We start from the raw sequence: 14277 nt of genomic DNA, 5'->3' as shown, positions 1-14277 counted from the left end.
ATTAATTTTAAAGGTTAATTGTAATTGAGGGGATATATAAGGCGGGGAAATACATGAACTCTGGAAGGAATTGAATGAAATGACTGGGGATGATTATATCGGCAATAAATCGACAGATGGCGAAGAATGCAGCCTCTCTTGCAATCAACCCAGCGAAGAGGAAGGAATCGTTCTGAAGAAGCGACAGCGTTCGCCTTTAAAACCGGGAAACCACCATGATATCAACCAGTTTCCTGGTTTTAACAGCGATCGTAAGAACGATTCGGCAGCGAAGCGGACAGTATGGTTTAACGCCCCTTCGAATTTGAAACAAATTCTTTTCATCCCGCGTAAAGTTTCCAATTAACCTTTACGTTGAATTATAAGAAATGGTAAACTTTGAGTAATGCCTGATTTTGCAGGGTTTTACGGAATCCGACAAATGATGTGCGACATAAAGGAGACTCACATGGCAAAAACTAAAACGAAATTTTTCTGTACCGAATGCGGCTATGAAGCGCCCAAATGGTTCGGAAAATGTCCGGGCTGCCAATCATGGAATTCCATGGTGGAGGAAACCGAGACGGTAATCAAGACGCAGGGGATGAATTCCCCTCTTTTTCATAGTAAAGAAAAACCCCTTTCGATCATAAATATAGAAAGCGGTAAAGAACCCAGAATCCAGACGGGTATTGCAGAATTGAACCGTGTGCTCGGCGGCGGGCTTGTTCCTGGTTCACTCGTGTTAGTCGGCGGTGATCCCGGGATCGGCAAATCCACGCTGCTGCTGCAAGCCTCCAATCGATTGGCCCAGAACGGTATACGCGTCCTGTACATTTCCGGTGAGGAATCCGTACGCCAGACCAAACTGCGTGCAGATCGGCTCGGGGCGCTGTCCCCGGAGCTGTATGTCCTATGTGAAACTAATCTCGAATCGATTGAGGAAGCCATTGAGAACGTAAAGCCCGGCTTTGTTGTCATTGATTCCATTCAGACGGTGTATTTGCCGGAGGTAACCAGTGCGCCGGGCAGCGTTTCCCAGGTACGGGAGTGTACGGCACGCTTCATGCGATTGGCGAAGGTGAAGGGCATAGCGACCGTCCTGGTCGGTCATGTGACCAAGGAAGGCGCTATTGCAGGCCCAAGGATGCTGGAGCACATGGTCGACTGTGTGCTTTATTTTGAAGGAGAGCGTCACCATACTTACCGTTTGCTTCGTGCGGTAAAGAACCGTTTCGGTTCGACGAATGAGATTGGCATTTTTGAGATGGGTGAGGATGGACTTCGGGAAGTCGGGAATCCATCCGAACTGTTTTTATCTGAACGGCCTTTAGGTGTAGCGGGTTCAACCGTTGTTGCAAGCATGGAGGGAACTCGACCGGTTCTGGTCGAGCTGCAGGCGCTCATCTCCACCACCCACTTCCCGTCACCGCGCCGGATGGGCACAGGGGTGGACCACCACCGCATGAATCTAATCATTGCCGTGCTGGAGAAACGGATGGGCATGTACCTGCAAACCCAAGACGCCTATCTGAACGTAGCGGGCGGCGTGAAGCTCGACGAACCTGCGGTGGATCTGGCCATAGCAGTCAGCATAGCGTCCAGCTTCCGCGACATTCCGACCAAGCCGTATGACGTTATTTTTGGCGAGGTGGGTCTGACCGGTGAGGTTCGGGCCGTTTCAAGAGCGGAGCAGAGGGTAAGAGAAGCCGAGAAGCTGGGTTTTAAGCGCGTAGTCATGCCGGAGAAGAGTTTGAAGGGATGGAAGCATCCGAAAGGAATACAAATTATAGGAGTAAACACCGTTGCAGATGCATTAGCGGTTGCGTTAGATTAGGGGGCATACGAAGGTGAAAGAAACGAGCCAACTGGACAAAATGAATGATTTGCTAAAGCTGGTAGCACCGGGAACGCCGTTTCGCGACGGACTGGAGAACGTGCTGCGGGCGAAGACGGGCGCCCTGATCGTTGTAGGCTACAGCCCGGAGGTAATGGAAGTTGTCGACGGCGGCTTCTCCATTAACTGCGATTTTTCGCCAAACTATTTATACGAGCTGGCCAAGATGGACGGCGCCATCATCCTTAGTGAAGACTTGAAACGAATCTTATATGCGAATACCCAGCTGATTCCGGATTCCTCAATCTCTTCCATCGAGACAGGGATACGGCACAGAACAGCGGAGCGGGTAGCGAAACAGACAGGCAAACTGGTTGTGTCCATCTCGCAGCGCCGAAACATCATTACGCTGTATCAAGGATCGCTGCGGTATGCATTGAAGGAAATCGGCGTTATCCTAACCAAGGCCAATCAGGCTATACAGACCTTGGAGCGATACCGCGTGGTGCTTAATCAATCACTCACCAACCTTTCGGCATCTGAATTTGAAGAACTGGTTACCATACCGGAAGTCGTGAATGTGATACAGCGCGTCGAGATGGTGCTCCGAATCAAGAAGGAGATCAAGCGTTATATCAACGAGCTCGGCAACGAAGGCCGCTTAATCAGCATGCAGATGGATGAGCTTGTAAGCAATATGGAGGAAGAGGCATGGCTGCTGTATGCGGACTATGCCCGGGAGTACAGCGAGGAGAAGATCCGCGAGATCATCCTCGCGCTGAAGCGTTCAACGGATGAGGAGCTGCTGGACATTCATCATATTGTAAGGCTTCTTGGTTATCCGGCTTCCGCCGCTGCTTCGGAGGAAGAAATACTGCCGCGTGGTTACCGAATCTTGAACAAAATCCCGCGCCTGCCGAATGTGATCGTTCGTAATCTGGTAGATCAGTTCCATGATTTATCCAGCATTATGACCGCTTCCATCCATGAACTCGATGAAGTGGACGGGATTGGCGAAGTTCGCGCACGCACCATTAAGGAAGGTCTGAAACGATTGCAAGAACAAGTATTCATTGACAGACAAATCTAAAAGACCTACAATCGATGTTCGTACGTAACATTAATGAGGTGAATAAAAAATGACGAAATCAATTCCGAACATGTTTACTTTAGGTAATCTGTTTCTCGGAATGATTGGTATCATCTTGGCGACGGAAGGTCGAACGAGTATGGCGGCTATTATGATTATCATTGCCATGCTCCTTGACGGACTTGACGGTCGGGTAGCTCGGGCGTTAAATGCCCAAAGCGAGCTCGGTAAGGAACTTGACTCATTATCTGATGTAATTTCATTTGGCGTAGCACCGGCACTCATTATGTATACCGTAGCGTTTACGGATATTAATACAGCACTGGCTTGGACAGTGACCGCCATATTTCCGATGTGCGGCGCACTGCGTCTTGCAAGATTTAATGTTCGTCCGGGGATACCGGGATATTTTATCGGCCTGCCGATCCCCGCTGCGGGAGGCGTGCTGGCAACCTTGGCGTTATTCCATGAAGAGATTACAGCAACTTATATGATTATTGCCGTACTTCTGCTTTCTTATCTCATGGTTAGCGCAGTCAAGTACCCGAACTTCAAGAAGATTGGCATTCCGAAAACAGCGATTAAATTTACGCCGCTCGTCATCATTGGCGCAGTCATGGTTGCCGTGTTCTTACCAGAGCAGACCTCCAAGCTGATATTCTTGCCATTGGTCCTGTACGCAGGTTATGGCTTGCAGCAGAATTTCCGCAGGCTGAACCGCAAAAAGCGTCGTAAAAAGGATGACCCCAATTCGGATGAGGCCTATCAATCCTCTGACCGATAAGCCGGATTCGGACATATCTCCAAATAAAAAGCATTTATTTCCCTGCTACCCGCAGCGAGATAAATGCTTTTTTTTGTATGCATGGAGTGCCTTGCCGTTACGAACCGTCATCATGTTAACGGTCTTACGACAGGTTAAAAATACCCAATGTGGAGCATTTCTGTGACTCCTTGACAACAACCTCATCCAGTTGAATGTCCAGAAGATTCGCAAGGGCAGACATATAAAACAGGTTGCGGCCAAGCTCAGTGCTTACCGCCTCACGGCAATTCTCGCACAGATGGCCTTCGACGTGCGTGCCGGCTAATTCCCGGGCTGATTCGAGATCAGCGCCGATATCGAAGGTTTGCTTCGTAGCGTGGAGCTCGATGCATCCGCATTCTGTGATGGCCTTGGTTACGGCCCGGTTGACTGAAGCATTGCTTTGACCATTTTTAGACAGAACATCCAAGAGACTGCGGTGACGGAGCAACAATTCGGAAACTTGGTCCTGAAAAGCCTGTAAACTAGGAGCGCTCATTTATACATCCACCTCGATATTATGAATTGAGTTCATTATATTCCACTACTTCAGGCGATTTCAACCAATTTGAGGTGTCTGCAGGCGGTCAATTCCATTTGTGAGGTTGATGTCAGTACACGTCAAAGCCTGATGGGGGTAGGCAAAACCGGTAGAATATGGGGATATGGAAATATTATAAAAAAACATCAATCGGCGTACTTCAAGAGAAGATACGCCGCTTTGTGAGGGTGTTTATCCTGCGATGATCCAATTTATTGGGTTCCACCGAAAAACTTTACATTCGATAATCTTAAAAAAAGATGGATCGGCACGATTACGACTTTATAAATTGGACCATACTGGAAAATAGAAGCAAAGATATTCAGGTATAAAAGGAGGTGTGCGGAAGCTCATGGTAAAAAAAGCTATTTTAGCATTTACAGTATTATGCGGAGCATGGGGCGGGTATACGTTATATCATACAATGGAACGGTCTTTCTCAGGGCTCTCGCCTATTTTTGGACAAGGTTTATTTGCAGCGGGAAGCGGAGCCTTCGCGGTGCTTGGAGGATTATTGTTTGGCATGATCGGCGTGCTGTCGGCGGATCGGGTCACGAGATGGCTGCACAGCCTGATCGCTTCGTTCTCCCGGATTCCGATGAATGAGCTGGCTGCGGGCACAGCCGGACTGTTGAGCGGTCTGCTGCTGTCGCTATTGCTGTCACCGGGGATGTCTTTACTTGGGCAAGCAGGGCAGCTGCTGCAGGTTGGCATTACGCTGCTTGGCGGTTACATCGGGTTTCGCATTGGACTGGAGAAGAAGGATGAACTGGCGTCCTTGTGGATGTCGGGCAAGTGGAGTCAAGCGGCAGAGCCTGAGGGCCGGCGCATAGAGGAACATAAGATTTTGGATACGAGCGTCATTATTGACGGGAGAATTGCGGATATTTGCAAGACCGGATTTATCGAAGGAACGATTGTCATTCCTGAGTTTGTTTTGGAGGAGCTTCAGCATATTGCGGATTCCTCGGACCTTCTTAAGCGAAATCGCGGTCGGCGCGGCCTTGATATTTTGAACAAAATCCAAAAAGAGCTGGACGTCAAGGTACTCATTTATGAAGGCGACTTTGAGGAAATATCCGAGGTCGACAGCAAGCTGGTGAAGCTGGCCAAAGTGCTTCAAGGCAAAGTGGTCACCAATGATTTTAACTTAAATAAGGTTTGTGAGCTGCAGGGTGTGTCGGTCCTGAACATTAATGATCTCGCTAACGCGGTCAAACCGGTGGTCCTGCCAGGGGAAGAAATTCTGGTACAGATTATCAAGGACGGCAAGGAGCATGGTCAAGGCGTCGCGTATCTCGATGACGGCACGATGATCGTCGTGGAGGGCGGCCGCGAGTACATCGGCACGATGATGGAGGTGCTCGTTACCAGCGTACTGCAAACCTCGGCGGGCCGGATGATCTTCGCAAAACCAAAACTGTTGGAAAAAGCCCAGTAAAGGGGTATGATGGGGATATACATATCCGCTATTCGTCCGTTTGGGGCGTGTTGGGTGAGACAGGAGTTTGGTGCTTGATGAGTAACTTCGGCGCTGTCATTGTAGCGGCGGGAAAAGGAACGAGGATGGGCACCCGGGAGAGCAAGCAGTACCTGGCTCTGAACGGAAAGCCCATTATCGTTCATACGCTTGAAGCATTCAGCCGGATACCATGGCTGCAGGAAATTGTGCTTGTGACGGGGAAGGAGGATGTCCCTCGCTGCGAATCCTGGATACAGGAGTATGGTTTGGACAAGGTGTCCGCTGTAATCCCGGGGGGAAGCGAGAGGCAGCAGTCCGTATACCAAGGCATCAAGCAAATTTCTTCAGAATGGGTAATGATACATGACGGCGTAAGGCCGTTTGTAACGCAAGAGGAGATTGAAGCCTGCCGCGATGCGGCAATCCGCGAGGGCGCCTCGGTGCTTGGGGTTCCCGTGAAGGATACGATTAAACAGGTGAACGGCAGGGGTCAGATTACAGGCACCCCGGACCGTCAAAGTCTGTGGGCCGTTCAGACCCCACAGGCTTTTCGTCTTTCCGACCTGCTGTCCGCCCATGAGGCAGCGGCAAAGGATGGGTTTACAGGCACCGACGATGCCATGCTGATGGAGCGGGCAGGACATCCGGTAACCGTGGTGGAGGGGAAATACAGCAATATCAAAATCACCACGCCGGAGGATCTGGAATATGCGGCTTTTTTACAGAAACGTAAGGGAGAGGACATGGAATGATTCGAGTAGGACAGGGGTTTGACGTACATCAGCTCGTAGAAGGAAGGCCGTGCATCATCGGAGGCGTCACGATTCCTTATGAGAAAGGGCTTCTCGGGCACTCCGACGCCGACGTGCTGCTGCATGCCGTAACGGACGCGATCCTGGGGGCGCTTGGGCTCGGCGACATTGGGCGCCACTTTCCCGATAACGATCCTGCCTTTAAAGACGCCGACAGCCTGAAGCTTTTGGAGCAGGTATGGGTCATGGCCAAGGAACGCGGGTATACACTTGGTAATATCGATTCCACGATTATTGCGCAGAAGCCAAAGATGGCACCCTATATTCCGCAGATGGCGGAAGTGATCGCCAAAGCGCTGGATGCTGAGGTGGATCAGGTGAACGTGAAGGCGACCACTACCGAGCAGCTCGGGTTTACCGGCAGGGGCGAAGGAATCGCCGCGCAATCGGTTGTCTGCCTCGTAAAAGGTGTGCTATCATCTTGAAGTATGTGTTCAATAAGGGATTATTTTGAGCTAGGAATCTTGAAAGAATAGGGAAGCGGAGGGGTTTACAATGACCGGAGAAGTCCGCGTGCGCTATGCACCGAGTCCAACGGGACATTTACATATCGGCAATGCCAGAACGGCATTATTCAATTATTTATTCGCCCGCAAAAACAACGGGAAATTCATTATTCGCATCGAGGATACGGATGTAAAACGCAACGTAGAAGGCGGAGAGCAAAGCCAGCTGAAATACTTGAAGTGGCTGGGCATGGACTGGGATGAAAGCGTGGATGTCGGGGGCGAGTACGGGCCTTATCGCCAAACCGAGCGTCTTGATATTTATAAACAATATTGGCAGGACCTTCTGGATCGCGGGCTCGCTTACCGCTGCTACTGCACGGAAGAAGAGCTGGAGCAGGAGCGGGAAGAGCAGATGACTCGCGGCGAAACGCCGCGTTATTCCGGGAAGCACCGGGAGTTGACGGAAGAGCAGCGTCAGGCATTTGAGGCTGAAGGCCGTGTGGCCAGCATCCGCTTCCGCGTTCCGGAAGATCGTATCTACACATTCGATGATATGGTGAAGGGTACGATTTCGTTTAACAGCAAAGAGACGGGCGACTTCGTTATCGTCAAAAAAGACGGCATTCCTACCTACAATTTCGCGGTAGCCTTAGACGATCATCTGATGAAGATCAGCCATGTGCTCCGAGGGGAGGATCATATCTCCAATACGCCGCGCCAGCTGATGATCTATGAAGCCTTCGGGTGGGAGCCGCCTCAGTTCGGACATATGACCCTGATCGTGGGCGAGGATCATAAGAAGCTGAGCAAGCGTAATGAATCGATCATCCAGTTCATCGAGCAGTATGACCAGCTTGGCTATTTGCCAGAAGCGCTGTTCAACTTCATCTCGCTGCTTGGCTGGTCTCCGGAAGGGGAAGAGGAAGTGTTCTCCCAAGAGCAGCTGATCTCGATCTTCGATGAGCATCGTCTGTCCAAGAGCCCGGCGGTATTCGATACGAACAAGCTGGCTCATATGAATAACACGTACATTAAGAACGCGGATCCGGACCGAATTGCCGATTTAGCCATTCCGCATCTGCAAAAAGCCAGCCGCTTGCCGTCCGAGCTTACGGCCGAGCAAGAGGAGTGGGCACGCGCGCTCGTGGCGCTCTATCAGGAGCAGCTGACGGCGGCTTCGGATATCGTGGATCTGTCGGAAGTGTTCTTCCGTACGCATCTGGAGCTGGATGCCGAAGGAATTGAAGTGATGGGCGGCGAGCAGGTGCCAGTCGTATTGTCGGCATTCCTTGCGAAGATCGAGCAGGCGGATGAGTTTAACGCTCCGAAGATTGCGGCGCTGATCAAGGAAGTTCAGAAGGAGACCGGATTTAAGGGCAAACAGCTCTTTATGCCGATCCGCGTAGCCTTGACGGGACAAACCCATGGCCGCGACCTGAACCAGACGATCTGGCTGCTTGGCAGGGATCGCGTGCTTGACCGTTTGCGTTCTCAGATCAAAGGCGCATAAAATTCGGGCGGCTTACTCGATAAACGTTCCTTGTCAGCCCGTATATCATCAGTTATAATTACACCAAACTATAAGTGAAGTATTCTTTGATCTAGGGTTTTATTAAATGGAGCATTTACTCATACAGGGAAGTTAGCGGAGAGGACGGAATCGTGTTGTAGAAGCGAAGCGTTCGCCTTTGTTTTCGGATTTCAACTATGTAGATGTATGTTCAAGAAATCTGAAAACAACAGCGATCGAAAGCACGATCCGTCAGCGCAGCGTCTCTAGTGAGCAACGGGTTCATTAATCACTGACTTAGATCAACAAATATAAACGTATAAAAAGCTACGATCAGGAGAAGTACGCGTAAAACAGGCACGTTCCAGAGAGGACAATCGGCAGAAGACAAGGACCACTTGAATTTGCCGGCTGAGAGTTGTCCCGTCGCCTGCAGCGGAAATGCACCTGTGAGCTGCATGGTTGAAGCGAACACAATCGTTAGATCATGCCGGTCGTCTGCCGTTAATGACATGAAGAGAATCGGTAGAATCCGTCCCTGACGAAGGGAGGAAGCTTGTGCCGGTTCTAAGCAGAGTGGAACCGCGGTCTAGCGCCTCTGCAGCGAAAAGCTGCAGGGGCGTTTTTTAGTTGCAGGAATAACGATGGATAGCAAGTTGCATGCGCGATTGGAAGAGGGGAAAGAGGGAGCGTTCATGTTTAAACAGATGAAATCGGATATTCGGACAGTGTTCGAGAATGACCCGGCTGCCCGGGGACTTTTTGAAGTGGTATTCACCTACTCGGGGCTTCACGCACTGTGGGCGCACCGGGTAGCTCATGCATTATTTAAGCGGCGATGGTATACGCTGGCCCGGTTGATTTCCCAGTTCAGCCGGTTTATGACAGGGATCGAGATTCATCCGGGAGCCCGTATCGGGCAGCGGCTGTTCATTGACCATGGGATGGGGGTTGTCATTGGGGAGACCTGCGAGATTGGGGATGACGTGGTGATCTACCAGGGGGTTACGCTTGGTGGAACCGGTAAGGAAAAAGGCAAGCGGCACCCGACCATCGGCAACAACGTGGTCATCGGATCGGGGGCGAAAGTGCTAGGTTCCTTTACGATTGGGGATAACTGTAACATTGGTTCCAATGCAGTCGTATTAAGACCTGTTCCTCAAAACAGCACCGTAGTCGGCAATCCGGGGAAAATCGTGAAACAGAACGGGGAGCGGGTGCGCGACCGGCTGGATCACACGAATCTGCCCGATCCGATTGTTGATATGCTCCGCTCGATGCAGAAGGAGATCGATCAGCTCCGGGCGGAGCTTCATGAGAGCAAACGAAACCAGCCCAAAGGCATGGTAACCGAGGCCGCCGTTGTGTCTTCGGCCAAAGAAGAGTAAGCCCGTAAGCCGTGAAGGAATAATAAGCGATGGAATGAAAGGATTGAGATGATACCCTATGGCACTGCAAATCTATAATACGCTAACCCGCATGAAAGAAACGTTTGTTGCTCAGGAACCCGGGAAGGTAAAGATCTACGTGTGCGGTCCTACCGTGTACGATTATATCCATATCGGGAATGCTCGGCCGATGATCTTTTTCGACGTGGTTCGAGCTTACTTTGAGAACCAGGGTAATGATGTGAATTACGTCGTGAACTTTACGGATGTGGATGACAAAATGATCCGGAAAGCGGAGCAAACCGGGACGACCGTTCCGGAGGTCGCGGATAAGTTTATTAACGCCTATTACGAGGATCTGGACGGTCTTGGCATACCAAGAGCGACATTGAATCCACGGGTAACGGACAATATGGAGAACATTATCGAATTCATCCAGGAACTCATTGACCGCGACTTTGCTTATGAGAACGGGGGAGATGTATTCTACCGGACCCGCAAATTTGACGATTACGGGAAGCTGTCCCAGCAAAATCTCGATGAGCTGCAATTCGGGATCCGGATTGAGGTGGATAAGCGGAAAGAAAATCCGGAAGACTTTGTTCTATGGAAAGCCGCGAAGCCTGGAGAGATCTACTGGAGCAGTCCTTGGGGCGACGGCCGCCCGGGCTGGCATATTGAGTGCTCCGCCATGGCCCGTCGTTATCTCGGGGATACGCTGGATATCCACGGCGGCGGCCAGGACCTGCAGTTCCCGCACCATGAATGCGAAGTTGCGCAGTCGGAGGCGCTGACAGGCAAACCGCTGGCGAACTACTGGATGCACAATGGATATATCCGCATAAATAATGAGAAAATGTCGAAATCGTTAGGCAATGGTGTATTGGTTAAGGAACTTCGTGAACAATATACGAAAGAAGCTATCCGCTATTTCATGTTGTCCACCCATTACCGCAACCCGCTGAATTATAGCGATGAGGTGATGGAGCAGGCGCAGAACAGCGTGGAACGTCTGGCGAATGCGGCGGCCAATATCGAGCATCGATTGAGTACCGCGATCGGTTCGAAGGAGGATACCGTAAGCCAGGAAGTTGGGGATAAAATATCGGCCGTCCTTGTCGAATTTCACCAGAAGATGCAGGATGATTTCAACACGCCGGACGCCATCACCGCTATGTTCCAATGGGCCAGCGAGGCGAATCAGCTGCTGAAGGAAGCCTCGATCCCTGCGGCGGACCTGCATGAAGTGCTGCGCGCTTTCAACGAAATGAACAGCGTGCTGCGCATCGTAAATACAGGCACGGATGAATTGCTGGATGAGGAGATTGAAGCTCTGATTGCCGAACGTATCGAAGCCCGGAAGAATAAAAACTGGGCCCGAGCGGATGAAATCCGCGACAAGCTGGCGGACGAAGGCATCGTGCTTGAGGATACGGCGCAAGGTATGCGCTGGCGGCGTAAATGAGCGGGCCTGAGTTTCATGATCCCGCAGCAGGCTGGTTCGATTTTCCGCCGTCGAAGCCGGTCCGGTTAATCCCGCCCATCGTGCTTGCCTATATCGGAGATGCCATTTATGAGGTGGCGGTGCGGCAGTTTTTGATATCACGGGCGAATCTCCGTCCCCACCATCTGCACCGTACAGCAACAGGATTTGTGTCGGCGAAGGCACAGAGCCGAATATTGGCTTATCTGGATCCGGAGTTGGCAGAAGAAGAGCGAGATATTGTGCGTCAGGGACGCAACGCCAAATCTGGCAGCATTCCCAAAAATGCCGACGTCCTCGAATACCGGCATGCAACGGCATTTGAGACGCTGGTTGGGTATTTATATTATACGGGTGAGCATGATCGGCTGCGTGAGCTCATAGGGAAGAGCATCGAGTATATTGAGGGGTCTGTTAAATAGACCGTTAGACAATATTGCATCACATTGAAACGATACAGCCGGTGTTTCCGTAAGGGGGACGCCGGCTGATATGCAGGAGGAGACCTACATGTTGCAAGAAGAGGAAGTAGTAGCTGGTAAGCACTCCGTAACGGAAGCGCTCAAATCAGGACGTACGATCAACAAAATATGGATTGCCGAAAATGCGCAAAAGCACCTGACCCTGCCGATCATCGCGGAAGCGAAAAAACTGGGTATTGTCATTCAGCATGTGGACAAACGCAAGCTGGATCAGATGGTTCCGGGAGTTCAGCATCAAGGCGTGGTTGCCCAAGCGGCACCCTATGCTTATGTGGAAGTGGAGGATTTGCTGAAGGTTGCGGAGGAAAAAGGCGAACCGCCTTTCTTGCTGCTTCTTGACGAGATCGAGGATCCGCACAATCTGGGCTCGATTCTCCGGACGGCAGACTGCACGGGTGCGCATGGCGTCATACTGCCTAAGCGCAGATCCGCACAAGTAACGGCAACGGTATCCAAAACATCCGCCGGCGCAGTGGAGTACGTGCCCGTAGCTAGGGTGACCAATCTGGGCCAAACCATCGATCAGCTGAAGGAAATGGGTGTATGGGTTGTCGGGACCGTTGTTGATGCCGTTCAGGAATTGTATGACACCGAGGTTTTTGACGGGCCGGTCGCTATCGTTATCGGTAATGAGAATAAAGGGATGGGGCGTCTGATCCGTGAGAAATGCGATGTGCTTGTGAAACTGCCGATGGCCGGAAAGATCAATTCGCTTAACGCCTCGGTTGCCGCAGGTGTCGTTATGTACGAAGTGCTTCGCCGTCGCCGCCTTCAAGGTTAGCAATGATGGCCGATTGGCGGGATGTGCTGCTGGTCGACGGTTATAATATGATCGGCGGCTGGCCATATCTTGCGAAGCTCGCCAATAGCAGCATGCATGAAGCGCGAGACATGCTGCTGGAGAAATTAGCGGATTACCAGGCGTTCTCAGGCCTCAGAGTCGTGGTGATTTTTGACGCATACCGTGTTCCTGGACTGGGGAAATCCTACACGCAAGGTAAGGTTCAGGTGTTTTTTACGAAGGAGAAAGAAACCGCCGATGAGTGCATTGAAAGGCTAGTCGGAGAGTTCAGCCACCGTCGGCGTAAAATTTATGTGGCGACCAGCGATTTAATTGAGCAGCACGTGATTTTTGCTCGGGGAGCACTCCGGCTGTCCGCCCGGGAATTGCTTAACGAAGTGGAGCAGAGCGAGCGCGAAGTGAAGCAGAAAATAACGAAAGAGCAGACCAAGAGCAGGAATACACTTGACGGGAAGCTGCCGCCGGATGTGAGACAGGCGTTTGAGCGCTGGCGAAGGGAATAGAATTGTTTTACACAATGGGGACGAGAGGCCGGCTCATTTGGAGAATGAAACGGTATATGAATCTATGAAAAAGTTTACATTATATGTTATTATCGGCGTAATTTAGGCAGATCGTGGTTGACGGTCTAGTAGACATCATATATACTTGTCATATATTTCAAGCGAGTGACGGGCTACCGTGCGTTCCGGGCCGGAGGGATTCTATTGAGTGTGGACCTCAAGGAAGTCATGTTGTCAGGGTATGATGTGATAAGCGATGAAGACATTGTCGAGGCGGTCCGCGAGGGTGATAGCGGGGCGCTGGAGTATTTGATCAATAAATACCGGAATTTTGTACGTGCTAAAGCCCGCTCCTATTTTCTGATTGGCGCTGACCGGGAAGATATTGTCCAGGAAGGCATGATCGGGCTGTACAAGGCAATTCGTGATTTTAAAGGGGATAAGCTGTCCTCGTTCAAGGCCTTTGCCGAGCTCTGCATTACCAGGCAGATCATTACGGCAATTAAGACCGCTACGAGACAGAAGCATATTCCGCTCAATTCGTATGTCTCATTGGACAAGCCGATTTATGATGAGGATTCGGACCGTACGCTGCTGGATGTCATTTGCGGTACTGCGGTAAGCGATCCGGAGGAACTGATCATCAATCAAGAGGAATTTGTCGGCCTGGAAGACAAGATGTCAGAAATCTTAAGTGATCTGGAACGGAAAGTCCTGATGCTTTATTTGGACGGTCGATCCTATCAAGAGATTGCGGTAGACTTAAGGCGTCATGTAAAATCGATTGACAATGCACTCCAGCGAGTAAAGCGAAAGCTTGAACGTTACCTGGAAGTCAGGGATAATTAATAGCAAGTGTCGGATAAGAAGCAGAAGGCTCAATCAGAGCCTTTTTTTAATTGCCTGATCGCTATTGAATCAGGATGGCTGGCAAAGGACTCTTATATACTTTGCCGCCATTTATTTTTAGTTGGCAGATAGGATAGGACGATATTCCAAGATGTCCATTTTCGCCAAACGCAAAATGTGTAATATTTGGTGTTTCATCTCTTGGAAGATTGAACATACTGGATATAGACTAAATGCTATGCAGGATGGACAAAGACTGTGAAACGCCACAGTTTTTTACAGCGA

Annotated in this window: 16 protein-coding genes; 14 read left to right on the top strand and 2 right to left on the bottom strand. The window is 50.7% G+C overall.

Going from position 1 to position 14277, the window contains the following annotated elements; genetic code table 11:
* Positions 1-79 precede the first annotated feature (79 nt).
* The 4 genes from DP091_RS26895 (at position 80) to pssA (ending at position 3690) form a co-directional block, all read left to right on the top strand.
* A complete protein-coding gene (locus DP091_RS26895; protein ID WP_113061164.1) occupies positions 80-346 on the top strand; it encodes a hypothetical protein in 267 nt (88 codons plus the stop codon).
* 102 nt (positions 347-448) lie between these two features.
* Entirely contained in the window at positions 449-1816 is a 1368-nt protein-coding gene (gene radA / locus DP091_RS26890) for a DNA repair protein RadA (RefSeq protein ID WP_113061163.1), read from the top strand.
* 13 nt (positions 1817-1829) lie between these two features.
* The gene (gene disA / locus DP091_RS26885) at positions 1830-2906 is read left to right on the top strand and encodes a DNA integrity scanning diadenylate cyclase DisA (protein ID WP_071221037.1); all 1077 of its coding nucleotides are present in this window, start codon (positions 1830-1832) and stop codon (positions 2904-2906) included.
* Positions 2907-2955: 49 nt separating this feature from the next.
* Positions 2956-3690 (top strand): CDP-diacylglycerol--serine O-phosphatidyltransferase, encoded by a 735-nt coding sequence (gene pssA, locus DP091_RS26880; protein ID WP_071221036.1) that lies wholly within the window; start codon positions 2956-2958, stop codon positions 3688-3690.
* A 124-nt stretch (positions 3691-3814) separates the two neighbouring features.
* On the opposite strand, the gene DP091_RS26875 is transcribed toward pssA, so the two are convergent.
* Positions 3815-4210, bottom strand: coding sequence for a nucleoside triphosphate pyrophosphohydrolase family protein (locus tag DP091_RS26875; protein WP_071221035.1), 396 nt, complete (start codon positions 4208-4210; stop codon positions 3815-3817).
* 394 nt (positions 4211-4604) lie between these two features.
* Here DP091_RS26875 and DP091_RS26870 point away from each other — a divergent pair, with 394 nt between their 5' ends.
* The 4 genes from DP091_RS26870 to gltX all read left to right on the top strand — a co-directional run bounded on the left by DP091_RS26870 (position 4605) and on the right by gltX (position 8485).
* A complete protein-coding gene (locus DP091_RS26870; protein ID WP_113061162.1) occupies positions 4605-5693 on the top strand; it encodes a PIN/TRAM domain-containing protein in 1089 nt (362 codons plus the stop codon).
* A gap of 77 nt (positions 5694-5770) precedes the next feature.
* Entirely contained in the window at positions 5771-6466 is a 696-nt protein-coding gene (gene ispD, locus DP091_RS26865; RefSeq protein WP_113061161.1) for a 2-C-methyl-D-erythritol 4-phosphate cytidylyltransferase, read from the top strand.
* A complete protein-coding gene (gene ispF, locus DP091_RS26860) occupies positions 6463-6951 on the top strand; it encodes a 2-C-methyl-D-erythritol 2,4-cyclodiphosphate synthase (RefSeq protein WP_071221032.1) in 489 nt (162 codons plus the stop codon). The genes ispD and ispF overlap by 4 nt, the downstream gene beginning before the upstream one ends.
* A 70-nt stretch (positions 6952-7021) precedes the next feature.
* Positions 7022-8485 (top strand): glutamate--tRNA ligase, encoded by a 1464-nt coding sequence (gene gltX / locus DP091_RS26855; protein WP_113061160.1) that lies wholly within the window; start codon positions 7022-7024, stop codon positions 8483-8485.
* Positions 8486-8774: 289 nt separating this feature from the next.
* On the opposite strand, the gene DP091_RS31150 is transcribed toward gltX, so the two are convergent.
* Positions 8775-8999 carry a hypothetical protein gene (locus DP091_RS31150; protein WP_146747021.1) on the bottom strand — a complete coding sequence of 75 codons (225 nt, stop codon included), beginning with the start codon at positions 8997-8999 and terminating at the stop codon, positions 8775-8777.
* Between the two features lie 181 nt (positions 9000-9180).
* Between DP091_RS31150 and cysE the strand changes: the two genes are divergently transcribed.
* From cysE to sigH, 6 genes are all read left to right on the top strand, one after another.
* Positions 9181-9873, top strand: a complete 693-nt coding sequence (cysE, locus tag DP091_RS26850) for a serine O-acetyltransferase (protein WP_113061178.1) — start codon at positions 9181-9183, stop codon at positions 9871-9873.
* 58 nt (positions 9874-9931) lie between these two features.
* Positions 9932-11338: a cysteine--tRNA ligase gene (gene cysS / locus DP091_RS26845; protein ID WP_113061159.1), complete on the top strand. Its 1407-nt coding sequence runs from the start codon at positions 9932-9934 to the stop codon at positions 11336-11338.
* Positions 11335-11778, top strand: a complete 444-nt coding sequence (locus DP091_RS26840; RefSeq protein ID WP_113061158.1) for a Mini-ribonuclease 3 — start codon at positions 11335-11337, stop codon at positions 11776-11778. The genes cysS and DP091_RS26840 overlap by 4 nt, the downstream gene beginning before the upstream one ends.
* Positions 11779-11866: 88 nt before the next feature.
* Positions 11867-12619, top strand: coding sequence for a 23S rRNA (guanosine(2251)-2'-O)-methyltransferase RlmB (gene rlmB / locus DP091_RS26835; protein ID WP_113061177.1), 753 nt, complete (start codon positions 11867-11869; stop codon positions 12617-12619).
* 5 nt (positions 12620-12624) lie between these two features.
* Entirely contained in the window at positions 12625-13143 is a 519-nt protein-coding gene (locus DP091_RS26830; protein WP_071221026.1) for an NYN domain-containing protein, read from the top strand.
* A gap of 204 nt (positions 13144-13347) precedes the next feature.
* Positions 13348-13992 carry an RNA polymerase sporulation sigma factor SigH gene (gene sigH / locus DP091_RS26825; RefSeq protein ID WP_006212942.1) on the top strand — a complete coding sequence of 215 codons (645 nt, stop codon included), beginning with the start codon at positions 13348-13350 and terminating at the stop codon, positions 13990-13992.
* The last annotated feature ends 285 nt before the right edge of the window (positions 13993-14277 follow it).

Source organism: Paenibacillus sp. MDMC362, assembly GCF_003269305.1.
GTDB lineage: Bacteria > Bacillota > Bacilli > Paenibacillales > Paenibacillaceae > Paenibacillus_AQ.
This window is presented reverse-complemented; position numbering and strand designations above follow the sequence as displayed.

Excerpts from the sequence above, each read along its gene's own strand:
- DP091_RS26895 (WP_113061164.1), top strand. The coding sequence starts at position 80 with ATGACTGGGGATGATTATATCGGCAATAAATCGACAGATGGCGAAGAA.
- DP091_RS26875 (WP_071221035.1), bottom strand. The coding sequence starts at position 4,210 with ATGAGCGCTCCTAGTTTACAGGCTTTTCAGGACCAAGTTTCCGAATTG.
- ispF (WP_071221032.1), top strand. The coding sequence starts at position 6,463 with ATGATTCGAGTAGGACAGGGGTTTGACGTACATCAGCTCGTAGAAGGA.
- pssA (WP_071221036.1), top strand. The coding sequence starts at position 2,956 with ATGACGAAATCAATTCCGAACATGTTTACTTTAGGTAATCTGTTTCTC.
- cysS (WP_113061159.1), top strand. The coding sequence starts at position 9,932 with ATGGCACTGCAAATCTATAATACGCTAACCCGCATGAAAGAAACGTTT.
- radA (WP_113061163.1), top strand. The coding sequence starts at position 449 with ATGGCAAAAACTAAAACGAAATTTTTCTGTACCGAATGCGGCTATGAA.
- rlmB (WP_113061177.1), top strand. The coding sequence starts at position 11,867 with ATGTTGCAAGAAGAGGAAGTAGTAGCTGGTAAGCACTCCGTAACGGAA.
- gltX (WP_113061160.1), top strand. The coding sequence starts at position 7,022 with ATGACCGGAGAAGTCCGCGTGCGCTATGCACCGAGTCCAACGGGACAT.
- DP091_RS31150 (WP_146747021.1), bottom strand. The coding sequence starts at position 8,999 with ATGTCATTAACGGCAGACGACCGGCATGATCTAACGATTGTGTTCGCT.
- DP091_RS26870 (WP_113061162.1), top strand. The coding sequence starts at position 4,605 with ATGGTAAAAAAAGCTATTTTAGCATTTACAGTATTATGCGGAGCATGG.
- DP091_RS26830 (WP_071221026.1), top strand. The coding sequence starts at position 12,625 with ATGGCCGATTGGCGGGATGTGCTGCTGGTCGACGGTTATAATATGATC.
- DP091_RS26840 (WP_113061158.1), top strand. The coding sequence starts at position 11,335 with ATGAGCGGGCCTGAGTTTCATGATCCCGCAGCAGGCTGGTTCGATTTT.
- cysE (WP_113061178.1), top strand. The coding sequence starts at position 9,181 with ATGTTTAAACAGATGAAATCGGATATTCGGACAGTGTTCGAGAATGAC.
- ispD (WP_113061161.1), top strand. The coding sequence starts at position 5,771 with ATGAGTAACTTCGGCGCTGTCATTGTAGCGGCGGGAAAAGGAACGAGG.